We start from the raw sequence: 23,303 nt of genomic DNA, 5'->3' as shown, positions 1-23,303 counted from the left end.
AAGGGTGCGACACTTAGTCGCGCAAGCAGTGGCGAACCGTGGCGAGGGAGCAAGCTCCCTCGCCACAGCTAATGGTTACTGAGGTTGGCTTTCCGGCGTTGCACCGTCAGCGTTATGGGAAAGGCTGTAAACATAAGCCGCCAGCAGATGCACCTTGTCATTGCCTTGCAGCACTTCCTGCGCAGGCATCTGGCCTTGGCGACCATGACGGATGGTCTGTTGCAGCTGCGCCAGGCTGGTGCCGTAGATAAACCCTGCAGGCTCGGTCAGGTTTGGCGCGCCCATGGCTTCCACACCGTGGCCCTGCGGCCCGTGGCAGGCAACACAGGTGGTGTTGAATGCGGCCTGGCCCGCCGCCAGGTCGGCCGTGCTGTCGGCCGGTAAGGGCAACTTGGCCAGGTCGTGGCGTACATACGCGGCAACATTCTTCACCCCATCGTCGCCCAGCACTTCACCCCAGGCCGGCATCGCCGCGTGGCGACCGCCCAGGATGGTGGCCTTGATCGCTGCGGCCGAACCGCCCCAGCGCCAGTGGCTGTCCGCCAGGTTGGGGAAGCCGTACGCGCCCTTGGCATCCGAGCCGTGGCACACCGCGCAGTTGGAGGCGAACAGGCGACCGCCCATCTTCAAGGCTTGCGGGTCCTTGGCCACTTCTTCCACCGGCATCGCTGCGAATTTGGCGTAGATCGGCCCGAACCTGGCGTCGGCCTTGGTCATCTCCTTGTCCCATTCCTTGGTCGATGTCCAGCCGTCTTCATAACCCGGCAACACGCCTTTCCAGTTACCCAGGCCCGGGTAGAGGACCAGGTAGCCGACGGCAAACACCAGCGTGCCGACGAACAGCATGAACCACCACTGGGGCAGCGGGTTGTCGTATTCCTCGATGCCGTCGAAGGCGTGGCCCATGGTCTGGTCGACGCTGCCGTGGGTTTCGCCCTTGCGGGTGCCGATCAACAGCCAGGTCAGGCCGATCAGGCTGCCGAGGGTCAATACGCAGATCCATGTACTCCAGAAGGTAGTCATGGCCGAGTGCTCCTTGGTGCGGGCGCTTCTTGAGCGTCGGAGGGAGAAGGTTCATCGGCGAACGGCAGCAGGCGCGCCTGCTCGAAGTCCGCGTTGCGGCGGTTGTTGAACACCCACAGCGACAAGCCGATGAAAGCGATGGCGACCACCAGCGTGCCGAGGCCGCGGATAGTGCCCGCGTCGAATTCAAATCCCATGGCTCACCTCTTGCTCTTGATGGCAGTGCCGAGCACTTGCAGGTAGGAAACCAGCGCGTCCATTTCGGTCTTGCCCTTGAGGCTGGCGACCGCACCACGAATGTCGTCGTCGGTGTAAGGCACGCCCAGGGTGCGCATGACGTTCAGTTTGGTCTCGGTGTGGCTGCTGTCGACCGGGGCCGTCACCAGCCATGGGTAGGCCGGCATTTTCGACTCGGGCACCACGTTGCGCGGGTTGTACAGGTGCGCGCGGTGCCAGTCGTCCGAGTAGCGTGCGCCCACGCGGGCCAGGTCCGGCCCGGTGCGCTTGGAGCCCCACAGGAACGGGTGGTCCCACACGCTTTCGCCGGCCACCGAGTAATGGCCGTAGCGTTCGGTCTCGGCGCGGAACGGGCGGATCATCTGCGAGTGACACTGCACGCAGCCTTCACGGATGTAGATGTCGCGGCCCTCCAGCTGCAGCGCGGTGTAGGGTTTCATGCCTTCGACCGGCTTGTTGGTCACGTCCTGGAAGAACAGCGGGACGATCTGGGTCAGGCCGCCGATGCTCACGGCGAGCACCATCAGCAGCATCAGCAGGCCGACGTTTTTTTCAATGACTTCGTGTTTCATCACAACCTCCTCAGGCCAGTTGCGCGACAGGCATGGCGTCGGCGGGCTGCACCGCGCGCACGGTGCGCCATGTGTTGTAAGCCATCAGGAACATGCCGCTGAGGAACACCGCACCGCCCACCAGCCGCACGATGTAGCCCGGGTGGCTGGCCACCAGGGTTTCGACGAAGGAGTAGGTCAGGGTGCCGTCCTCATTGATCGCACGCCACATCAGGCCCTGGGCGATGCCGTTGACCCACATCGAAGCGATGTAGAGCACGGTGCCGATAGTGGCCAGCCAGAAGTGCGCGTTGATCAGGCCGAGGCTGTACATCTGCTCACGCCCGAAGACCTTGGGGATCATGTGGTACAGCGCGCCGATGGAAATCATCGCCACCCAACCGAGTGCGCCGGCGTGGACGTGGCCGATGGTCCAGTCGGTGTAGTGGGAGAGGGCGTTGACGGTCTTGATCGCCATCATCGGGCCCTCGAAAGTGGACATGCCGTAGAACGCCAGGGACACCACGAGGAAGCGCAGGATCGGGTCGCTACGCAACTTATGCCAGGCGCCCGAGAGCGTCATCATGCCGTTGATCATGCCGCCCCAGCTCGGTGCCAGCAGCACCAGCGACATCACCATGCCCAACGACTGTGCCCAATCCGGCAACGCGGTGTAGTGCAGGTGGTGGGGGCCGGCCCAGATATACAGGGTGATCAGCGCCCAGAAGTGCACGATGGACAAACGATACGAATACACCGGGCGTTCGGCCTGCTTGGGCACGAAGTAGTACATCATCCCGAGGAAGCCGGCAGTGAGGAAAAAGCCTACAGCGTTATGCCCGTACCACCACTGCACCATGGCATCCGTCGCACCGCCGTACAGCGAGTAGGACTTGGTCAGGCTGACCGGGATTTCCAGGTTGTTGACGATATGCAGGATCGCCACGGTGATGATGAATGCGCCGAAAAACCAGTTACCCACATAGATGTGCTTGGTGTTGCGCTTCATGATCGTGCCGAAGAACACGATGGCGTAGGCCACCCAGACGATGGTGATCAGGATGTCGATCGGCCATTCCAGCTCGGCGTATTCCTTGGAACTGGTGTAGCCCAGCGGCAGGCTGATCGCGGCCAACAGGATGACGAGCTGCCAGCCCCAGAAGCAGAACGCGGCGATTTTCGGTGCGAATAGCTGTGTCTGGCAGGTGCGCTGCACCGAATAGAAGGAGCTGGCGAACAGTGCGCAGCCACCGAAGGCAAAGATCACGGCGTTGGTGTGCAGCGGGCGCAGGCGACCGAAGCTGGTCCAGGGCAAATCGAAGTTGAGCGCAGGCCAAACCAATTGGGCCGCGAGAAAAACCCCGAGGCCCATGCCGACGATGCCCCACACCACCGTCATAATGGCGAATTGGCGGACCACCTTGTAGTTATAGGCGGTACTTAAAGTAGTGTTCATGGTTCCCCATCCACGGTTCAACCCAAGCCGGAGCGGCACTTGGGCTGGAGTTATAGGCAGACTAAAAAGCGAGGCAAGCATGGGCAAAGAGCACAAGGCCAGTATTGACGGGGATCAATGGGCGCAGTGTGTGCGTGAACGCGGCTGGTTGTGGGATGTCGCAGCGCAGGCGGTTTCAGGCGAGCCCGTCACCTTGATCCTGGCCCACGGCGCCGGCGCGCCGATGGACTCGGCATTCATGAACGACATGGCTGCGCGCCTTGCCGGGCATGGCGTTAACGTCGTGCGCTTCGAGTTTCCCTACATGGCCCAGCGCCGATTGGACGGAGGCAAGCGCCCACCGAACCCGGCGCCGAAACTGCTGGAGGCGTGGCGGGAGGTGTATGCCCTGGTGCGGCGTCATGTCGCGGGCAAGGTGGCGATTGGCGGCAAATCCATGGGCGGGCGGATGGCCAGTTTATTGGCCGATGAACTGGGCGCCGCTGGGTTGGTGTGCCTGGGCTATCCGTTCTATGCGGTGGGCAAGCCGGAAAAACCTCGGGTAGAGCATTTGGCTGCGCTTAAGACGCCGACGCTGATTGTGCAGGGCGAGCGTGATGCACTGGGTAATCGGGCGGCGGTGGAGGGGTATGAGCTGTCGCCGGGCATCGAGGTGATGTGGCTGGTGGCGGGGGATCATGATTTGAAGCCGTTGAAGGCTTCGGGGTTTAGTCATGAGCAGCATCTGGAGGCTGCGGCGGTGAAGGTGGCTGGGTTTCTTGGTGCCTGTTAGGGACCTATCGGGGTGTAGAACCGTAGACATCGTTTACAACTGAAACCGGGGACATCGTTTACACATTTGAGGCCTGGACGCGGGTCATACCGCGTCCAAATCTCCCCAAGGGATAATCACATAGGTACAGATCCCAAACATCATCTTCAGCTTCTCTGAGTCCTATCCGTTCCCCAGACAATGCCTCGCTGATAAATACCAACTTGCCGTTCCACTTGATCGACCCGTCCTGTCTGACGCTTCGAACCTTCATTTCGGACGGATACTCCACATCCGGCAAGCATCCTGGGTAAATCCGGGTAGACGGCACATACACGTCCCCTGGACGCTTCATGCCGAGCGCTTCATGAGGGCGCACGTAATTGAACTCATGCCTGAAATGCTCCAGCAAAAGCTGCTGCTCGATTAAGTTTTCTCCTAAGGGCAGCTCCAGTTTCAAGCTACGGTGCATCCGCTCATGGCGACCATTTTGGGCCGGTCTTCCTGGCATGGTGCGCTCCGGATAGATGCCCAGACGTATCCACCAAACTGCCAGCGTGGACATTCTTGCCAGGCCAGGAGAGGCAAACGGAACACCGTTGTCCGACCGAATAACTTCGGGCATGCCGTACTCTTCAAACAGTCTCTCAAAGGCGTGTTTAACAGGTTCAGTCTTGATCTTTGAATGAGCCCTGCACGCCAAAATCATCCGGGACGCGTGGTCTGTGATGGTCAAAGGGAAGCACATCTGCGCGTTATGCATTTTGAATTGCCCTTTGTAGTCGGCGCACCATGTCTGGTTAGGTTCGTTGGCCTCGCGCATTGCTACAGGGGAAGTACCGTGTCTGCGCTTGAAGCGCCGCTTTTGGACGAGCCCAAGTCGATCAAGCCATTGGCCTGCTGTACTTGGGGAAGGCCAGGCGATGGAGGGATCTTCAAGTCGCAATAGCTCGAGAAGCTTCTTCGGACCCCATTTATCGTGCGCCTCCTTCATCGCCACCACACGGGCCAGGATTTCATCGTCGGTTTTATTGGGGCTGTTGTGAGGGCGTCGGGACAGTTCGGCTAAAGACTTTAAATCGCCATTGTGCCGGCCGATCCATTTGTCGACGGTAGGCCGACTTACGTTAAAGCGGCGCGCCAGCTGGCTTTTGGTGTAGTTACCAGAAAGCCAGTCAGCGACCAGTCTGATTCGTTGATTCATCGGAGACTCTTGGTTCCAGGGCATGATCAGTTACCTCCTGATCATGCGTATTAACCTGTAAACCATGTCCCCGGTTAGAAATGTAAACGATGTCCCCGGTTTGTACCGGGGCAAGCCCCCTCCCACATTTGACCGAGTTCCAAATTTGGAATGTGGTCAAAATGTGGGAGGGGGCTTGCCCCCGATAGCGGTCTACCGGTTAAACCGCTCCACCAGCGAGTACTGGGTATTGGCGGTATGCGTCAACTCTTCACTCAATTGCGCCGAGCTCATCGCCTGCTCCGAGGTCTGGTCCGCCAGCAACGCAATGGTGCTGATGTTACGGCTGATCTCTTCGGCAACCGCGCTTTGCTCTTCGGTCGCGGCGGCGATCTGGGTGGTCATGTCGGTGATATTCGCTACCGCCTCACTGATACCGACCAGCGCCTGATCCGCTTCCATCACCCGTGCCACACCCTCTTCGGCCTGGCGATGCCCGGCGTCCATGGTTTGCACGGCGGCGGCGGCAGTTTGCTGCAGTTTGGCGATCAGCGTGTGGATCTGCCCGGTCGATTCGGCGGTGCGTTGCGCCAACTGGCGCACTTCATCCGCCACCACCGCAAACCCACGGCCCATCTCACCTGCGCGCGCCGCTTCGATGGCGGCGTTCAAGGCCAGCAGGTTGGTCTGGTCGGCAATGCCTTTGATCACATCCACCACGCCGCCGATTTCATCACTGTCCTTGGCCAATTGCGTGACGGTGATACCGGTTTCGCCCACCGCCACCGACAGGCGCTGAATCGCCTCACGGGTTTCCCCGGCGATATCGCGGCCGCGACCGGTCAGGCGATTGGCTTCCTGGGTGGCATCTGCCGTGCGCTGCACGTGGCTGGCGACTTCCTGGGTGGTCGCCGCCATCTGGTTGACCGCAGTGGCTACCTGTTCCGTCTCTACGCGCTGGCGCTCCAGGCCGCTGGAGCTGTTGTGCGCCAGGGTGTTGGACTGCGCGGCCTGGTCGTTGAGGTGTTCGGCAGTGTCCTGCAGGCGGGTGAGGCAGGTCTTCAGACGCGCTTCCTGGCTGAGGATCGACATCTCCAGCCGCGCCTGGGCGCCGCGGCTGTCGGTGTACATCTGCGCGATCAACGGGTCGGAGGTGGTCTGCTCGGCCAGGCGCAGCAAACGCTTGAGGCCGCGTTGCTGCCAGCTCAGGCCCAACAGGCCCAACGGCACCGACAGCGCTGCCGCCAAGGCGAAACCCCACTGGGACGTGAGTGTGGCGCCGATCATGAAGCTCAACTGGCTGACCAGGATAAACGGCAGCCAGTCCTGCAGCACCGGCAGCCACTTGTCCCGCTGGGGAACGGCCGACTTGCCCTGGTTGATGCGTTGATAGAGCGCTTCGGCCCGGCGGATCTGCTCGGCGGTGGGCTTGATGCGCACCGATTCGTAGCCGATCACCTGGTTGCCGTCGAAGACCGGTGTCACATAGGCGTTAACCCAGTAGTGGTCACCGGTCTTGCAGCGATTCTTGACAATGCCCATCCATGGCAAGCCTTGTTTGAGCGTCGACCACATGTGCGCGAACACCGCCGCCGGAACGTCCGGGTGACGCACCAGATTGTGCGGGGCACGGGTCAGTTCGTCGCGGGTGAACCCACTGATTTCGACGAAGGCGTCGTTGCAGTAGGTGATTACACCCTTGGCGTCTGTGGTGGAGATCAACCGTTGCTGAGCGGGGAAGGTACGTTCGCGCTGGGTAACGGGTTGGTTATTACGCATGATTGTTCAATCCGCAAGGCTTTCAGGGGGTATCGGCCATGTAGGGCATTTATTTAACTTATTTTTTGCAACAATCCGCTGGCAATGGTCGCGCGCAAACCGCCGAGCCCTCACTGTGAGGCTGACAGCGCATCCTCGACCCGAGCTTTTTGTGGCCGCAACACCAGCCACAACGCGCCGGCGATCAACACCCCGCCATATACGTGGGCCATCGACAGCGGCTCATCCAGCAGCAACGCGCCCCACAGTACGCCGAACGGCGGGATCATGAAGGTCACGGTCATCGACTTGACCGGGCCGATGGATGACAGCAGGCGGAAGTACAGGATGTAGGCGAACGCCGTACACACCAGGCCCAACCCCAGCAACGACATCCACACTTGCCACCCACCCCAGCTCGCCGGCGGCTGACTGATGGCGCTGTAGGCAAACAACGGCAGCAAGAACAATGTAGCGCCCAGCATGCTGCCCAAGGCCGACAGGCGACTGTCCAACCCGCCGCGCTGATCCAGCCAGCGCCGCGCCAGAAAACCGGCAAAGCCATAGCAGGTGGTCGCCAGCAGGCACGCCAGTGCGCCCATCAACAATTCCAGATCAAAGGCCACCGGCCCCGCACGCGTGAGCACGGCCACGCCAAACAGCCCCAGGGCTACACCCGCGATTTTCGACGGTGTCAGGCGTTCGCTGAAGAACAACCCGCCAATCAGTACGCCCATCAGCGGCGTGGTGGCATTGAAGATCGCCGAATAACCCGCGGGCAATACCTGCGCCGCCACCGAGTACATGGTCGCCGGGATCCCTGAGTTGATTACGCCCAGCAGCAGTACCGTCTTGAACTTACCCTGGAAATTCCAGCTCACGCGCATCAACGCCAGGATCACCAACAAGCCTGCGGCGGCAATCGACACGCGGAAAAATGCGGTCGGCACGGTGCCGATTTCCGGCGCGATGATGCGCATGAACAGGAAACTCGCGCCCCAGATGGCGGCCAGTCCCAGCAAGTACAGGGTGTCGACAGGTTTCACGGAAAACTCCTACACGATCAGGCCGGGGAGTGTTGCCCAGCGTTCCGGTCGACACAATCGCTAAGTACGGCGGCCGGCGAAAAATCCTCCTTCTCCTGCCTGGGTTCACTGGCTAAGCTCAGGGCTTCCCGATACCTGTTCGAGGTTTTCCGCATGCCGCAGTCCGCCCTTGCTATCGCCCGGATGATCCTCGACGGTTTTGACGACTACCGTGAGCACTTTCGCCAGATCACCGATGGCGCTCGCGAGCGTTTCGAAAAGGCCCAATGGCAGCAAGGGCAAGCCGCTTCGGCGGCGCGCATCAGCCTGTATGAAGAGAAAGTGGGTGAGGTCACGGCGCGTCTGCGGGCTGCTTTCGAGGCGGGCGTGTTGCAGGACATCGAGCTGTGGCCCCAGGTGAAAAGCGCCTACATCGGCCTGATCGACCTGCGCTTTGACGATGAGCTGTCCGAAACTTGGTACAACTCGGTGTTTTGCAGCCTGTTCAGCCATGACCTGATCAGCGACGGCTGCATGTTTATCCACACCACGCGCCCCACCCAGCGTCTGGCGCGGGCGGCGCAGACCCGCATCTACACGCCTGCCGGCAACATGGCGCAGATGCTTGCGCAGATTTTTGCGGACTACAGCTTCAGTGAACCCTATGCCGACTTGCCTGCCGACCTGCAACGCCTGGAAGCCCAACTGCGCGAAAACCTGCCGGACTGGGTGTGCAAAGACCCGGACCTGAACATCGAGCTGTTTTCCTCGGTGCTCTACCGTAATAAAGGCGCCTACCTGGTGGGGCGTATCTACACCCGCGACGAACAATGGCCGTTGGTGATCCCATTGCTGCACCGCGAAGGGCGGGGTATTCAGATCGATGCGTTGATCACCGACGAAGCTGAGGTGTCGATCATCTTTTCCTTTACGCGCTCCTATTTCATGGTCGACGTGCCCGTGCCGGCGGAGTTCATCGACTTTCTCAAGCGCATCCTGCCCGGCAAGCACATCGCCGAGCTGTACACGTCCATCGGCTTCTATAAACACGGCAAGTCGGAGTTCTACCGCGCCCTGATCAATCATCTGGCCACCACCGATGACCAGTTCATCATGGCGCCGGGCGTGCGTGGCATGGTCATGAGCGTGTTTACCCTGCCGGGCTTCAACACCGTGTTCAAGATCATCAAGGACCGTTTCTCACCGTCGAAAAACGTCAACCGCGCCACGGTGATCGAGAAGTACCGCCTGGTCAAAAGTGTCGACCGCGTGGGGCGCATGGCCGATACCCAGGAGTTCGCCGACTTCCGCTTTCCCTTGAGCAAGTTCGAGCCCGACTGCCTCGCCGAGTTGCTGGAAGTGGCCGCCGGCACCGTCGAAGTGGAAGGTGACACCGTGCTGATCCGCCACTGCTGGACCGAACGGCGCATGACCCCGCTCAACCTCTACCTGGAAAACGCCAACCCCGCCCAGGTGCGCGAAGCCCTGGAAGACTACGGGCTGGCGATCAAGCAATTGGCGGCGGCGAATATCTTTCCCGGTGACATGCTGCTGAAGAACTTCGGCGTCACCCGTCACGGCCGGGTGGTGTTTTATGACTACGATGAAATCTGCTTTCTCACTGAGGCCCACTTCCGCCACATTCCCGCGCCGCGTACCCCAGAGGATGAAATGGCCTCCGAACCGTGGTACTCCATTGGCCCGCTGGATGTGTTTCCTGAGGAATTCCCGCCTTTTCTGTTCGCCGACGCCGGCCAGCGCAAGCTGTTCGATGAGCTGCATGGTGAGCTGTATAACGCGGACTATTGGAAAGGGCTGCAGGAGGCCATTCGCGCGGGGAAGGTGATTGACGTGTTTCCGTATCGGCGCAAGGACCCGCGTGATGAAGAGGGGCTGGCGAGTTGAAGAGGTAAGCGTGGCCCAGTGGCCGACTGCGATGTGCAATCAGCCACTGGGCGCCTGTTTTTGAAGCGCGTGGTCGAGCTCTTTTGGCCGGGCTGGGTTGAAGCTGGTGTACGGTCGTTTAAATCGCTATGCGTTACGGTTGCGTAGCGGTCAACCGATGAAGGGCCAGCGTGTTTGTCAGATCGGTGTAGATAGTGCGCAAATCGGTGTTCAGTTCAGCGACCAGCGCTCGCTGTTTATTGCGTTCTTTAAGTTGACTGATCGCCGCGTGTTTGACGTGCATGTTGTTTGCGGAATCAATCACTGCCTTGAACTGCGCACGTTCCTCGGCAATGCCAGCTTGTTCCGTACGGGGCACTGCGTTCAGTTGTACAAAGGCCTTTTCGATGACGGCCAATTCCAGTTTGATTCGGCGGTTGTTTGGCGGGGTCAGCAGCAGCGCAGGGTTCATGCCCTCGATCGAGCTGCCATCAAGGTTGCCGTTGCGCCAGGCGTCGCGCAAATTCACCAAGACGTCCCGTGCGGCATCGACCGCCTGGGCCGAGAGTTTCTCCCCCAGGCCGTTGCGCTGCACGGTCTCGACTGTGCGTTCCAGTCGGTGGAGTGTCAGTTCCACCGGTGCCAGTTGTTTGTGCCGCTCCAGACTCTGCTCCAGGCGTTTACGCTCCGGGGCCAGGCCAACGGAGGATTTGAATTGGCTGCTGCCTTTCAAACGGCCCGTTGCCCATGCATTGCGAGACTCGGTCATGGCGTTGCGTTGCCTGAGAAAGATCTCTTCCTCGGCGTGAGACAGAGGCTGCGGCTCTTGCCTGATGTGGTTGTCCAGCAGGGCAATCTCCTTCTCCAGAGCGTTGATATGTTTGACCGCCTGTTCCAGAGTGTGCCCACTCAGCTGGTTGCTCAGGGGGGCAGGCGGCAGGACGGCAACCGTTATCGGGTCCAGCTCGCAGGACGGTGGCGCGATGGCGGCGGCCCACGCTGCGCGTCGACCCAGCAGGGCGTCGCGGCGCTCCACGCGAGCGGTCAGTTGCTCGTAGCGTTGCTGGAGGGCGTGCAGGCTTGTTTTGTCATCCGGTTGCACGGCGAAGTGTTTGTGGCTTTCCTGGTCTAAGGCTGCAAGCGCTTCATCAATCCTTGAACTGTGCATCCAGGCCTGAAGCTGATGGCCTTTTTCCTGCGCGGCACGGTCGGGCATTCGACTGATAGGGCCAAACAATGCGTGTTCAAGGCGCCGGCATTTATCGAGCATGTGCCGCTGGCCTTGCCCTACCAGGCTTTCAACCACCGCTTCATGGATGGCGTAGGTTTGCTGGAACAGCCTGCCCACGGCGCCGCCGGGTTGGTAGGCGGGCAATGGTTTTGATCCGAACATAATGGTTTCTCCGATACGGTGGGCATGAGGTTTTTCCTTGGCGAGCCGCGTGGGGTGGGTGTGCGGGTGGGGGCGCGTGCCGCAGTAAATCGCGCCGGATCGTCACCAGGCCAGATGCGCGTTCTGATAGCCCTGCGTGAAAAGTCGAATGAGAGAGTAGGTGGCACGACCCCGTCGAGCTAAAAATAGCCGGCTCACGCGTATGAAGCGGCCGTGTTGCCGTGAAGAAAGGGCTTGGCTCGTTTACAAGGACAGAAATCTGCGACAATTGCCGTCTACGATCATGTCACCGCAGGCTTACCTGCCTCATTAAAAGACCTTTGCGTACCTGATGACCGACCAAGCGCCCACCATCGACCAACTGCTTAAAACCCTCGATCACGCCATGCTTGCCGACCGCAACCGCTTGCGGCGCCAGTTGCTTGAGCTGCGCAAGAAGCCCGATGAGCAGAAGCTGGCGCAGTGGGTATCGCGTATGCAGGCGTCCTGCGCCCAGGTCACGGCGCGGCGGGACAGCCTGCCGGTGATTCGTTACGACGACAGCCTGCCGATTGCCGCCAAGCGCGATGAAATCAAGGCTGCGCTGAACAAGCACCAGGTGCTGATCATCGCCGGTGAGACCGGTTCGGGTAAAACTACCCAGTTGCCGAAGATTTGCCTGGAGATCGGCCGCGGCCAGTTCGGCCTGATCGGCCACACCCAGCCACGCCGGATTGCCGCGCGCAGCGTTGCCAGCCGGGTTGCCGAAGAGCTGGCCACGCCGCTCGGCGCGCTGGTCGGCTATCAGGTGCGCTTCGAGGACCAGAGCGACTCCAACACCCTGATCAAACTGATGACCGACGGTATCCTGCTGGCGGAAACCCAGAACGATCGCTACCTGGAACGCTACGACACGATCATCGTCGACGAAGCCCATGAGCGCAGCCTGAACATCGACTTCCTGCTGGGCTACCTCAAGACCCTGCTGCCGCGTCGCCCGGACCTGAAAGTCATCATCACCTCCGCGACCATCGACCTGGAGCGTTTCTCCAAGCATTTCGACGATGCGCCCATCGTGGAGGTGTCAGGCCGTACCTTCCCGGTGGACACCTGGTACCGCCCGCTGACCCTGGAGCAGGACGAGGAGGGCAACCGCGTCGAGGATGACTTGACCGTCGACCAGGCAATCCTCGCCACCCTCGACGAAATCGCCGCCTACGAGCGCAGCGAACGCCGCAGCCCCGGTGATGTGCTGGTGTTCCTGCCCGGCGAACGCGAAATTCGCGACGCCGCCGAGATGCTGCGCAAGGCGCAGCTCAAGCACACTGAGATCCTGCCGCTGTATGCGCGCCTGTCACCGGCCGAGCAACAGCGCATTTTCCAATCACACCCAGGCCGGCGCGTGGTACTGGCGACCAACGTCGCGGAAACCTCGCTGACCGTGCCGGGCATTCGTTATGTGATCGACAGCGGCACCGCACGCATCAGCCGCTACAGCTACCGCGCCAAGGTGCAACGCCTGCCGATCGAGGCGATTTCCCAGGCCAGCGCCAACCAGCGCAAAGGCCGTTGCGGCCGGGTCGAGCCGGGCATCTGCATTCGCTTGTACAGCGAAGAGGACTTTATCGGGCGCCCGGAATTTACCGACCCTGAGATCCTGCGCACCAACCTCGCCGCCGTGATCCTGCAGATGCTGCACCTGCGCCTGGGTGAAATCACCGACTTCCCGTTTATCGAACCGCCGGATGGCAAGGCCATCAGCGACGGTTTCAACCTGCTGCAAGAGCTGTCGGCGGTAGACCGTAACAGCCAGCTCACGCCGCTCGGCCGCCAACTGGCGCGCCTGCCGGTGGACCCGCGCATGGGCCGCATGCTGCTCGAAGCCGCCAAGCTCGGCAGCTTGCAGGAAGTGCTGATCGTGGCCAGCGCCATGTCGATCCAGGACCCGCGCGAGCGCCCGCCGGAACGCCAGCAGGCCGCCGACCAGGCCCATGCGCAGTGGAAAGACCCGGATTCGGACTTCGCCGGTTTGGTCAACCTGTGGCGCGGCTTTGAAGAACAGCGCCAGGCACTGACCGCCAGCCCGCTGCGCAATTGGTGTCGCAAAAACTTCCTTAACTACCTGCGCCTGCGCGAGTGGCGCGATTCCCATCGCCAGTTGAGCCTGATCTGTCGCGACATGCAGCTGACGATCAACAAGGAACCCGCCGACTTCCCGAAATTGCACAAGGCGGTGCTGTCCGGCTTGCTCAGCCAGATCGGCCAGAAGACCGAGGACGGCGACTACCTCGGTGCCCGGCAGCGGCGTTTCTGGATTCATCCTTCCTCGGGCATTGGCAAGAAGCGCCCGCAATGGCTGATGACCGCCGAACTGGTGGAAACCACCAAGCTGTATGCGCGCATGGTGGCCAAGATCGACGCCGACTGGATCGAACCGCTGGCCGGCCACCTGATCAAGAAAAACCACTTCGAACCCCATTGGGAGAAAAAGCGCGGCCAGGTGGTGGCGTTTGAACAGATCACGCTGTTTGGGCTGATCGTCGTCGGACGCCGGCCGGTGCATTACGGGCCGATCGACCCGGTGGTGTCCCGCGAGCTGTTCATTCGCGAAGGCCTGGTGCGTGGAGAGATCCAGTCCCGAGCCAAGTGCCTCACGGCCAACCAGCAACTGCTGGAGCAACTCGACGAACTGGAAGCCAAGGCGCGCCGTCGCGACATCCTGGCCGACGAGGAAACCCTCTACGCCTTTTACGATGCGCGTTTGCCGGCAGAGATCCACCAGACGGCGACCTTCGACAGCTGGTACAAGGTCAACAGCCAGAAAGACCCGCAACTGCTGATCATGCGCGAGGAAGACGTGCTGGCCCGCGAAGCCAGTGAAGTCACCGCGGCGCATTACCCGGACACCTTGCACCTGGGCGACCTGGCCCTGGCCTTGAGTTACCACTTCGAACCCAACCACCCGCGCGACGGCGTGACCCTGCGCGTGCCGGCGCCGCTGTTGCCGGCGTTGCCCGCCGAGCGCCTGGAATGGCTGGTGCCGGGAGTGATCGAAGCCAAGTGCATCGCCCTGGTGCGTAACCTGCCCAAGGCGCTGCGCAAAAACTTCGTGCCGGTGCCGGATTTCGTCAAGGCGGCGCTGCAGCGCATCGAGTTTGGCCAGGGTTCACTGCCCCAGGCGTTGGGCCGCGAATTGCTGCGCATGACCGGTGCGCGGGTCAGCGATGAAGCCTGGGCGGAGGCCGCAGAGCAGGTGGAAAACCATCTGAAGATGAACCTGGAAGTGGTTGACGGCGAGGGCAAATTCCTCGGCGAAGGCCGTGACCTGGCACAGCTGACCGCGCGTTTCGCCGAAGCCAGCCAGGCCGCCCTGGCGGTGCCGCAAACCGCGAAAAGCCAGCAGCCGGTGCACGCCAAGGTGTTTGCACCGGTGGCCGAAAAAACCCAGCAAAACATCGCCGGCCTGTCGATGACGGTGTACCCCGCGCTGGTGGAAGAAAACGGCACGGTCAAGGAAGGGCGTTTCTCCACGGCCGCCGAGGCCGAGTTCCAGCATCGGCGTGCCTTGCAGCGCCTGTTGATGCAGCAATTGGCGGAGCCGGCGAAATTCCTGCGCGGCAAATTGCCGGGCCTGACCGAATTGGGCCTGATGTACCGCGAACTGGGGCGTGTCGAGGCGCTGGTGGAAGATATCCTGCTGGCCAGCCTCGATACCTGCGTATTGGAAGGCGAAGCCACGTTGCCGCGCGATGGCGCTGGGCTGGCCGCGCTGGCCGAGCGCAAACGTGGCGGTTGGACCGAACAGGCCGAGCGTCTGGCGCGTCTGACCCTGGAAGTGCTGAAACTCTGGCACGGCCTGCAAAAACGCTTCAAAGGCAAGATCGACCTCGCCCAGGCGGTGGCCTTGAACGATATCAAGCAGCAGTTGAGCAACCTGGTATACCCAGGGTTTGTGCGCGAGACCCCGGCCCAATGGCTCAAGGAGCTGCCGCGTTTCCTCAAGGCCATCGAGCTGCGCCTGGAAAAACTGCCGAGCCAGGTGCAGAAGGACCGTGTGTGGAGCGCCGAGCTGAGTGGCCTGTGGGCGCAGTACCAAAATCGTCTGAATAAACACGCCCAGGAAGGCAAACGTGATCCGCAGCTGGAGCTCTATCGCTGGTGGCTGGAAGAATACCGGGTGTCGTTGTTTGCCCAGCAACTGGGGACCAAGGTGCCGATTTCCGATAAGCGCTTGAGCAAGCAATGGAGCCAGGTCGAGCCCTGAAGCATTCCCGGTTTCCTGAACTGAACAGGGTCAAATGTGGGAGGGGGCTTGCCCTAATGCCAGTCAGTTAATGCTTTTTGTAGGAGCGAGGCGGGCGGCTAGCCCTTGCTCGCGAAAAACTCACAGGCACCGCGTTCATCCAGAAAGCACGCGTTATCGTTGACGTTTTTCGCGAGCAAGCTCGCTCCTACAGACGGCGGTGTACGCTTAACTGACTGGCATTAGGGCTTGCCCCCGACAGCCATAGGTATCTACACAACTTTGTAGCAGCCAACAGTAACCACGATGCGAAGCGAGCCGCTCTTGATCTTAAGCGCCCCGTTAAACCACGCTGGCCGTAATCCGACAGTGATTTGGGGGTAAACCGGCAGGGACGCCGGTTTAGCCGCCCCGCGCCATGGATGGCGCGGGGCGGCGGCCCCCCAAATCAATGTCGGATTACGGGCACACCGAGCCGGGGCGAGGTGCCGAGTGGTGGGGCAAGAGCGTTTTGCTTACTTTTGCGCTTTTCAAAAGTGAGACGCCGTAAGGGCGGAACCCTAAGCCGCCGTTACCGCAGCAACGGATATGTACTCGCCTTGATCCAACATCCTGGTCGGCTGTCAGGCCGCCATCGGGAGCAAGTCGAATCGTCGCACCGCCCCTCCCACATTTGGATCGCGCGGCATCAGTCAGATAGCTAAAGGCCGCCAGGTCGCCACGGGAGCAAGCTCCCTCGCCACAGGTTCAGGGCTACGCCAAAGTTGTGTAGATATCTATGCCCCGATAGCGGTGTGTCAGCTACAGATCAGGGGCTGATACCCCGCCATCGGGGGCAAGCCCCCTCCCACAATGAGATGTTTGTCTGGCATATGGCGCCAAATCACCGGCGTTGTGGCAAACTTCGCGGTTACAAGATGAATAAAGCGTTGCCAGTTCGATGCCCGCTGGACGGAATCGAACGACTTACAGTTTGGTACGACGGTACCAATATCTTCTGCCTGACAGATTTAGAGGAACGACCGTGCATAACGTCGTCATCAGCGGCACTGGCCTGTACACCCCGGCCAACAGCATCTCCAACGAAGAGCTGGTGCAGTCTTTCAATGCCTATGTGCAGCAGTTCAACCGCGAAAACGCCGCTGCCATCGAGCGCGGTGACGTGCAGGCACTGACTGAGTCCAGTGCGGCGTTCATCGAAAAAGCCTCGGGCATCAAGAGCCGTTTCGTGATGGACAAGGACGGCATCCTCGACCCTCAGCGCATGGCCCCACGCCTGCCCGAGCGCAGTAACGACGAATGGTCGGTGCTCTGCCAGATGGCCGTCGGCGCCGCCGAACAGGCCCTGCAGCGCGCAGGCAAGACCGCCGCTGATATCGATGGCGTGATCGTCGCCTGTTCCAACCTGCAGCGCGCCTACCCGGCCATCGCCATTGAGGTTCAGGAGGCCCTGGGTATCCAGGGCTTCGGTTTCGATATGAACGTGGCGTGTTCGTCGGCCACGTTTGGTATCCAGAATGCCGCCAACAGCATCCAGCTGGGCCAGGCCCGGGCGATCCTGATGGTCAATCCGGAAGTCTGCACCGGCCACCTGAATTTCCGTGATCGTGACAGCCACTTCATCTTTGGTGATGCCGCCACGGCGGTGATCCTCGAGCGGGCTGACCTGGCGACGTCCGAGCATCAGTTCGATGTGGTGAGCACCAAGCTGCTGACCCAGTTCTCCAACAACATCCGCAATAACTTTGGCTTTCTCAACCGCACGGCGGAAGAGGGCATCGGCGCACCGGACAAATTGTTCGTGCAGGAAGGCCGCAAGGTGTTCCGCGATGTGTGCCCGATGGTGGCCGAGCTGATCGCTACGCACCTGGCGGAGAACCAGCTGGGCGTCAACGATGTGAAGCGCTTCTGGCTGCACCAGGCCAACCTGAGCATGAACCACCTGATCGTGAAAAAACTGCTCGGCCGCGAGGCCTCGGTGGAAGAAGCACCGGTGATCCTCGATACCTACGCCAATACCAGCTCGGCGGGTTCGGTGATTGCGTTTCACACCTATCAGGACGACTTGCCCAAGGGCTCCGTGGCGGTGCTCAGCTCGTTCGGTGCGGGATATTCAATCGGCAGTGTGATCCTGCGCAAACGCTGATGCGCGCGTTTACATCGAGGTGTTGAATGGCCGCAGCGGACGACGCGCACCTGCTTGAACGCCTGCTCAAGGGCGAACAGCGGGCCTACAAGGAACTGGTCACCACTTACCAGAGTGCGATGCGGGCGGTGGCCTATGCCATCGTCGGCCAGCGGCATGCCGATGAGGTGGTGCAGGACGCCTGGTTGTCGGTGGTCCGCAACCTTGCCAGGTTCGAAGGGCGCTCCAGCCTGAAGACCTGGCTGCTGACCATCACGGCGAACGCCGCCAAGGGCCGCTACAAGCAAAATCGTCGCGAGGTGTTACTCGACGACCTGCCTTCCCCCCATGGCACCATCGGTGATGAACGCTTCACCCCGGACGATGGCCACTGGGCTGTCGCCCCTTATGCCTGGCACCAGGACACGCCGGAAGCCTTGCTGACCGAGGAGGAATTGCGTAAATGCCTGGAGCATACGATTCTGAGCTTGTCCGAGTTGCAGGGCAGCGTGCTGGTGCTGCGCGAGCGCCAGGGCCTGGAGCTGGAAGAAATCTGTAATCTTCTGACGCTCTCACTCTCCAATGTGCGCGTGCTGTTGCATCGAGCACGGCTTAAAGTCTTCGCAACCGTGGAGCATTTTGAGGAAACGGGCGAATGTTGACGTGTAAAGAGCAAGTGGCGCGTTCCAGTGACTACCTCGATGGGCAATTGACCTTTCGTGAGCGTCTGCTGGTGCGTCATCACTTGATGTTCTGCCCGAACTGCCGGCGTTTCATTCGCCAGATGCGCCTGATGCAGGCGACGTTGCGGATCATGCCGGACGAACCGGTAAAGGACGTGGATGCGCTGGCCGAACGGCTCGCGGCCGAACGACGTAAAGACGTGTAGGAGCGAGCAAGCTCGCTCCTACACGGGTGAGGTCAGAACTTGGCTTCAGCATCCAGTTGCAGGGTGTTGGTGTTGGCATCACGCTGGGTACGGCTGGCGTAGTCAGCCTTGGTCAGGAAGTAGGTGGCGCCCAGGGCGAAGTTCTTGTCGATGTCGTAGCTGACCTTCATCTTGTGACCGCGCGAACCGGTGGTGCCGTTGGCGAAGTCCGAATCGGTGAAGGCGCCCACGACCGCGTCGCGTTGCGTATCGCGGTAGTTATAGTCGAGGTTGAAACCGAACACCTTGGACTTGGCACCCACCAACCAGGCGGTGTCCTGATCGGTCACGGCATCGTTGTTTTTCACGTACTGGCCGTAGAAGGCCAACGGCACTGCCAGGCCGCCGATGTCCGCCTGGGCAAAACCTTCATACAGGCGGAATTCATTATTGGCCGAGTTGCCGTTGACCGCCAGTGCGCAAGGCGTGGTGGTGGTCGTGCAGCGGCTGTCCTTGTCGTTCTGGTAAGCGTAGACGCTGCCGCCCAGGGTCATTTTCAGGTTATCGGTGAGAGAGAAACGCGTGCCCAACTGGCCGGAGGTCAGGCGCAGGTCGTGGCGAAATTGCACGCCGTCGCCGTCGACGTTGTCCTTGAGGTTGTAGTTACCCAGGCTGCCGAACAGTTCGGCACTGCCGCCCAGTGGGTATTTGTAGGTGACCGCCAGGCCTTCTGGGTTGATGTCGCTGTCCCAGATCACATCGCCCATGCTCACCCACGGTTGCAGCATCTTGCCGCCGATCACGTGCAGGTTCTTGATCTGGTCCGGGTGGTAGTCGATGTAGCCGAGGTCCAGCCAGATCGATTTTTTATCGAAGTAACCATCCTGGTCCTGGTTGGTGGAGCGCGCATCGTCACCGCCGCCCGTGGCGATACGGATACCGGTGTCCACTTGCGGGTTGATTTCGGTGTAGGCACCCAGACGCGCTCGGATACGTTGACGGTCCTTGTCACGCCCACCGTTGTTGGGCTCGCCATCGATCTTGATGGTTTCCTGGCGAAAGCGCACATCGCCCTTGAACTGAGTCTTGGCGGCCCAGGCCAGCTTCTGGTCGAAGCTGCTCAGCTCGTTGGTTTTTTTCGCGGTGGCGGCGATCTGTTCGTTGGTTTCTTGTTGAGCTTGCCGGGCGATCTGCTGTTCTTTCTGGTCTTTGGCCAACTCGTTTTGCAATTCGGTGTACTGCGAAGCGGTGATCTGGCCGTTGGCCTTGAGCATGTCGAGCAACTTAGCGTCGACTGCAGCGCTGGCCGGAACGCTGAGGGCCAGCATCAGGCCGCCACACAGGGCCGCCGCAGTTTTAGTGGAAGCAAGACGCATATCAATCTCCGAAAGTGAGGAGGGATACAACCCCTCCAGGACACAACCGACCGATGACGGACGGAAAAAAATGCCACCCGGCAACCCGGGTGCTCTGAAAACAGGCGTCAGTATCGCGGCGGTTTATGACGGAGTAGTGGCTAAGTGATTTCATCTGTATGACAAATTGTTTGCCGATGGAACTATCGGTTTAGAGCTGTGTCCGGCCATTTTTGGTGATGTGCATAGGGCTGTGATAGGCGATACTCGCCAGGCTTTCACGTCAGAAACAGAGAGGATGCCGATGCCGTTGCAACGCCTGCACAGCCTGTCCGAAATCACCCCGCAGGCCTGGGATGCCCTGGCGCCGCAGGCCCAGCCGTTCGTGCGGCATGCCTTCCTGAGTGCGCTGGAAGACAGTGCCAGCCTGGGCCCCCAGTCGGGCTGGCAGCCGGAGCATTTGCTGCATTGGGAAGGTGATCGGCTGGTGGCCGCATTGCCCGGTTATCGCAAGTGGCATTCCTACGGCGAGTACGTGTTCGATCATGGCTGGGCCGACGCCTGCGCGCGCGCCGGCATCGACTACTACCCCAAGCTGCTGACGGCTGTGCCGTTCAGTCCGGTCAGCGGCCCGCGACTGTTGGCCGCCAATGCCGAAGACGGCTTCGAGCTGTTGAACAGCCTGCCCGGTTACCTGGAAATCGAAGGGCTCTCCAGTGCCCATATCAACTTCACCGACACGTTGGCCGACGACGCACTGGCCCGGCAACCCGGCTGGCTGCAGCGCCTGGGCTGCCAATTCCACTGGCAGAACCGTGGCTACCGCGACTTCCAGGACTTTCTTGACGCCCTGAGTTCACGCAAGCGCAAACAGATGCGCAAAGAACGCGAGCAGGTGGCGGGGCAGGGCATTGAGTTCGAGTGGCTGCAGGGGCATGAGCTGAGCGAAGCCCAGTGGGATTTCGTCTACGCCTGCTACGCCAACACCTACGCGGTACGTCGCCAGTCGCCCTATCTGACCCGGGCGTTTTTCAGCCTGCTGGCCGAGCGCATGCCCAAGGCGATCCGCGTAGTACTGGCCAAACAGGGCTCACGCCCGGTGGCCATGGCGTTCAGCCTGATCGGTGGCGACAGTTTCTACGGCCGCTACTGGGGCTGCCTGGCGGAATTCGACCGGTTGCATTTCGAAACCTGTTTCTACCAGGGCATGGACTACGCCATCGCCCACGGCCTGCAACGCTTCGACGCGGGCGCCCAGGGTGAGCACAAATTGATTCGCGGCTTTGAACCGGTGATCACCCGTTCGTGGCATTACCTGCGCCATCCGGGGTTGAAAAACGCCGTGGAGGATTTCCTTGAGCGCGAGCGAGTGGGGGTTCTGGCGTATGCCGAAGAGGCGCGGGAGGCCCTGCCTTATCGGCAGGGCTGACTGCCCCTTGCCCTAATGCCAGTCAGTTAAGAAGTAGAAAGGGTAAAAAAAAGTAACCTGTGGCGAGGGAGCTTGCTCCCGCTGGACTGCGCAGCAGTCCCATTTTTGGGGCCGCTTCGCGGCCCAGCGGGAGCAAGCTCCCTCGCCACAGGTACAGTGTTCGTCCTTAACTGACTGGCATTACCCCTTGCCCTGGATTTCGATGCCTTCAATCTATCCCGACAAACCCACCCGTCTGATGTTGCCACAACCGCGCATACAGCCCGCCGTGTGCCAGCAATTGGGCATGGCTGCCGCTTTCGGCGATCTGGCCGTTCTCCAGCACCACCAGGCGGTCCATTCGCGCAATGGTCGACAGGCGGTGCGCAATCGCAATCACGGTCTTGCCCTGCATCAGGGTTTCCAGGCTCTCCTGGATCGCCGCTTCCACTTCCGAGTCCAGCGCTGAGGTAGCCTCGTCCATGATCAGGATCGGCGCGTCCTTGAGCAGCACACGGGCAATCGCGATCCGTTGGCGTTGCCCGCCCGAGAGTTTCACCCCGCGTTCGCCCACGTGGGCATCCAGGCCGGTGCGCCCTTCGGCGTCTGACAGCAGCGGGATAAACTCGTCGGCGCGGGCCTTGTGCACGGCGGCCCAGAGCTCTTCGTCGGTTGCATCCGGTTTGCCATACAGCAGGTTGTCGCGGATCGAGCGGTGCAGCAGCGAAGTGTCCTGGGTAATCATGCCGATCTGCGCGCGCAGGCTTTCCTGGGCGACTTCGGCGATGTTCTGGTCGTCGATCAGGATGCGCCCGCCTTGCAGGTCGTAGAGGCGCAGCAGCAGGTTGACCAGGGTCGACTTGCCCGCGCCGGACGGGCCGATCAGGCCGATCTTTTCCCCGGCCCTGATTTCAAGGTTGAGGTCGCCAATAATTCCGCTCTGCTTGCCATAGTGAAAATCCACCTGCTCGAAACGCACCTGGCCATGGGGCACGCTCAGGCGCGGGGCGTTGTCGCGGTCTGTCACGGCCAGCGGCTGGGCGATGGTTTTCAGGCCGTCCTGCACCATGCCGATATTTTCGAAAATGCCATTGACCACCCACATGATCCAGCCGGACATGTTGACGATACGAATCACCAGGCCGGTGGCCAGGGCAATCGCGCCCACGGAAATCAGCGACTGGGTCCACAACCACAAAGCCAGGCCGGTGGTGGTGACGATCAACAGGCCGTTCAAGAGGGTGATCACCGTGTCCATGCCGGTCAGCACGCGGGCGGCCAGTTGGGCTTTTTCGGTTTGCTCGATGATCGCTTCCTTGGCGTATTCCTGCTCATTCTGCGTATGGGCGAACAGCTTCAACGTCGTGATGTTGGTGTAGCCATCGACGATGCGGCCCATCAGCTTGGAACGCGCCTCGGAGGAAATCACCGAGCGCTCTTTGACCCGGGGTACGAAGTAGCGCAGTGCCAGGCTGTAGCAGATGATCCAGGTGATCAGCGGCACCATCAGCCGCCAGTCTGCCTCGGCAAATAACACCAGGGAACTGATCGCATAGATCGACACATGCCAGATGGCCTCCGCCGTCGCAACGGCCGAATCGCGCAGGGAGTTGCCGGTTTGCATGATGCGCTGGGCGATGCGCCCGGCGAAATCGTTCTGGAAGAAGTTCAGGCTCTGCTTGAGCACGTAGCTGTGGTTCTGCCAGCGAATCAGGCTGGTCATGCCGGGGTTGATGGTCTGGTGCACCAGCAAATCGTGCAGGCCGTTGAAGATCGGGCGCAACAGCAGCGCGACCACGGCCATCCAGATCAGCTCCGCGCTGTGGACCTGAAAGAAATTCGCCGGCGGCGTGCCCTGGGCCAGGTCGATGATGCGACTCAGGTAGCTGAATAGCGCGACTTCGATGAGCGCACCGACCAGTCCCACCACCAGCAATGCGGCGAAGCAGGGCCACACCTGGCGCAGGTAATAGAGATAGAAGGGCAGGACTTTTTCGGGAGGGGCCGCGCTGGGAGCATCGCGGAAGATGTCGATCAGTTGTTCAAAACGACGATAGAGCATTA

At 60.9% G+C, this 23,303-nt stretch carries 18 protein-coding genes; 8 read left to right on the top strand and 10 right to left on the bottom strand.

Annotated elements, in window-relative coordinates:
- Positions 1 to 75: 75 nt before the first annotated feature.
- The 4 genes from ccoP to ccoN are packed head-to-tail and all read right to left on the bottom strand — an operon-like array spanning position 76 to position 3,267.
- Positions 76 to 1,023, bottom strand: a complete 948-nt coding sequence (gene ccoP / locus C4J93_RS19150) for a cytochrome-c oxidase, cbb3-type subunit III (RefSeq protein WP_124371485.1) — start codon at positions 1,021 to 1,023, stop codon at positions 76 to 78.
- Positions 1,020 to 1,220: a cbb3-type cytochrome c oxidase subunit 3 gene (locus C4J93_RS19145; RefSeq protein ID WP_124363882.1), complete on the bottom strand. Its 201-nt coding sequence runs from the start codon at positions 1,218 to 1,220 to the stop codon at positions 1,020 to 1,022. Before C4J93_RS19145 ends, ccoP begins: the two co-directional genes overlap by 4 nt.
- 3 nt (positions 1,221 to 1,223) lie before the next feature.
- Positions 1,224 to 1,832 carry a cytochrome-c oxidase, cbb3-type subunit II gene (gene ccoO, locus C4J93_RS19140; protein ID WP_124367922.1) on the bottom strand — a complete coding sequence of 203 codons (609 nt, stop codon included), beginning with the start codon at positions 1,830 to 1,832 and terminating at the stop codon, positions 1,224 to 1,226.
- Positions 1,833 to 1,842: 10 nt separating this feature from the next.
- Positions 1,843 to 3,267, bottom strand: coding sequence for a cytochrome-c oxidase, cbb3-type subunit I (ccoN, locus tag C4J93_RS19135; RefSeq protein WP_124371484.1), 1,425 nt, complete (start codon positions 3,265 to 3,267; stop codon positions 1,843 to 1,845).
- 79 nt (positions 3,268 to 3,346) lie between these two features.
- Here ccoN and C4J93_RS19130 point away from each other — a divergent pair, with 79 nt between their 5' ends.
- On the top strand, positions 3,347 to 4,039 hold the full coding sequence (locus C4J93_RS19130; RefSeq protein ID WP_124430217.1) for an alpha/beta family hydrolase: 693 nt from the start codon (positions 3,347 to 3,349) through the stop codon (positions 4,037 to 4,039).
- A 58-nt stretch (positions 4,040 to 4,097) separates the two neighbouring features.
- On the opposite strand, the gene C4J93_RS19125 is transcribed toward C4J93_RS19130, so the two are convergent.
- The 3 genes from C4J93_RS19125 to C4J93_RS19115 form a co-directional block, all read right to left on the bottom strand.
- Positions 4,098 to 5,246 (bottom strand): DDE-type integrase/transposase/recombinase, encoded by a 1,149-nt coding sequence (locus C4J93_RS19125; RefSeq protein WP_124429758.1) that lies wholly within the window; start codon positions 5,244 to 5,246, stop codon positions 4,098 to 4,100.
- Between the two features lie 168 nt (positions 5,247 to 5,414).
- Positions 5,415 to 6,980, bottom strand: coding sequence for a PAS domain-containing methyl-accepting chemotaxis protein (locus C4J93_RS19120; protein WP_124367920.1), 1,566 nt, complete (start codon positions 6,978 to 6,980; stop codon positions 5,415 to 5,417).
- A 110-nt stretch (positions 6,981 to 7,090) separates the two neighbouring features.
- On the bottom strand, positions 7,091 to 8,005 hold the full coding sequence (locus C4J93_RS19115; protein ID WP_124430216.1) for a DMT family transporter: 915 nt from the start codon (positions 8,003 to 8,005) through the stop codon (positions 7,091 to 7,093).
- Positions 8,006 to 8,158: 153 nt separating this feature from the next.
- On the opposite strand from C4J93_RS19115, the gene aceK reads away from it, so the two are divergent.
- Positions 8,159 to 9,889 (top strand): bifunctional isocitrate dehydrogenase kinase/phosphatase, encoded by a 1,731-nt coding sequence (gene aceK / locus C4J93_RS19110; RefSeq protein WP_124430215.1) that lies wholly within the window; start codon positions 8,159 to 8,161, stop codon positions 9,887 to 9,889.
- A gap of 133 nt (positions 9,890 to 10,022) precedes the next feature.
- Here the strand turns inward: aceK and C4J93_RS19105 are convergent, their stop codons facing one another.
- Positions 10,023 to 11,084 carry a hypothetical protein gene (locus C4J93_RS19105; RefSeq protein ID WP_124430214.1) on the bottom strand — a complete coding sequence of 354 codons (1,062 nt, stop codon included), beginning with the start codon at positions 11,082 to 11,084 and terminating at the stop codon, positions 10,023 to 10,025.
- On the opposite strand from C4J93_RS19105, the gene C4J93_RS19100 reads away from it, so the two are divergent.
- The 5 genes from C4J93_RS19100 to C4J93_RS19080 all read left to right on the top strand — a co-directional run bounded on the left by C4J93_RS19100 (position 11,052) and on the right by C4J93_RS19080 (position 18,497).
- Positions 11,052 to 11,252, top strand: a complete 201-nt coding sequence (locus C4J93_RS19100) for a hypothetical protein (RefSeq protein WP_124371478.1) — start codon at positions 11,052 to 11,054, stop codon at positions 11,250 to 11,252. The two genes, C4J93_RS19105 and C4J93_RS19100, sit on opposite strands and share 33 nt — an antisense overlap.
- A 340-nt stretch (positions 11,253 to 11,592) precedes the next feature.
- Positions 11,593 to 15,504 carry an ATP-dependent RNA helicase HrpA gene (hrpA, locus tag C4J93_RS19095; protein WP_124430213.1) on the top strand — a complete coding sequence of 1,304 codons (3,912 nt, stop codon included), beginning with the start codon at positions 11,593 to 11,595 and terminating at the stop codon, positions 15,502 to 15,504.
- 1,003 nt (positions 15,505 to 16,507) lie between these two features.
- Positions 16,508 to 17,629, top strand: a complete 1,122-nt coding sequence (locus tag C4J93_RS19090) for a beta-ketoacyl-ACP synthase III (protein ID WP_124363871.1) — start codon at positions 16,508 to 16,510, stop codon at positions 17,627 to 17,629.
- A gap of 26 nt (positions 17,630 to 17,655) precedes the next feature.
- On the top strand, positions 17,656 to 18,270 hold the full coding sequence (locus C4J93_RS19085) for an RNA polymerase sigma factor (RefSeq protein WP_124367914.1): 615 nt from the start codon (positions 17,656 to 17,658) through the stop codon (positions 18,268 to 18,270).
- Positions 18,264 to 18,497: an anti-sigma factor gene (locus C4J93_RS19080; protein WP_124371475.1), complete on the top strand. Its 234-nt coding sequence runs from the start codon at positions 18,264 to 18,266 to the stop codon at positions 18,495 to 18,497. The genes C4J93_RS19085 and C4J93_RS19080 overlap by 7 nt, the downstream gene beginning before the upstream one ends.
- Positions 18,498 to 18,529: 32 nt before the next feature.
- Here the strand turns inward: C4J93_RS19080 and C4J93_RS19075 are convergent, their stop codons facing one another.
- A complete protein-coding gene (locus C4J93_RS19075) occupies positions 18,530 to 19,852 on the bottom strand; it encodes a putative porin (RefSeq protein WP_124407869.1) in 1,323 nt (440 codons plus the stop codon).
- 283 nt (positions 19,853 to 20,135) lie between these two features.
- On the opposite strand from C4J93_RS19075, the gene C4J93_RS19070 reads away from it, so the two are divergent.
- A complete protein-coding gene (locus tag C4J93_RS19070) occupies positions 20,136 to 21,260 on the top strand; it encodes a GNAT family N-acetyltransferase (protein ID WP_124430212.1) in 1,125 nt (374 codons plus the stop codon).
- A gap of 208 nt (positions 21,261 to 21,468) precedes the next feature.
- Here C4J93_RS19070 and C4J93_RS19060 read toward each other — a convergent pair whose 3' ends face one another.
- Entirely contained in the window at positions 21,469 to 23,301 is a 1,833-nt protein-coding gene (locus tag C4J93_RS19060; RefSeq protein WP_124430210.1) for an ABC transporter ATP-binding protein, read from the bottom strand.
- Between the last annotated feature and the right edge of the window lie 2 nt (positions 23,302 to 23,303).

This window comes from Pseudomonas sp. R2-37-08W, assembly GCF_003851705.1.
Lineage (GTDB): Bacteria > Pseudomonadota > Gammaproteobacteria > Pseudomonadales > Pseudomonadaceae > Aquipseudomonas.
This window is presented reverse-complemented; position numbering and strand designations above follow the sequence as displayed.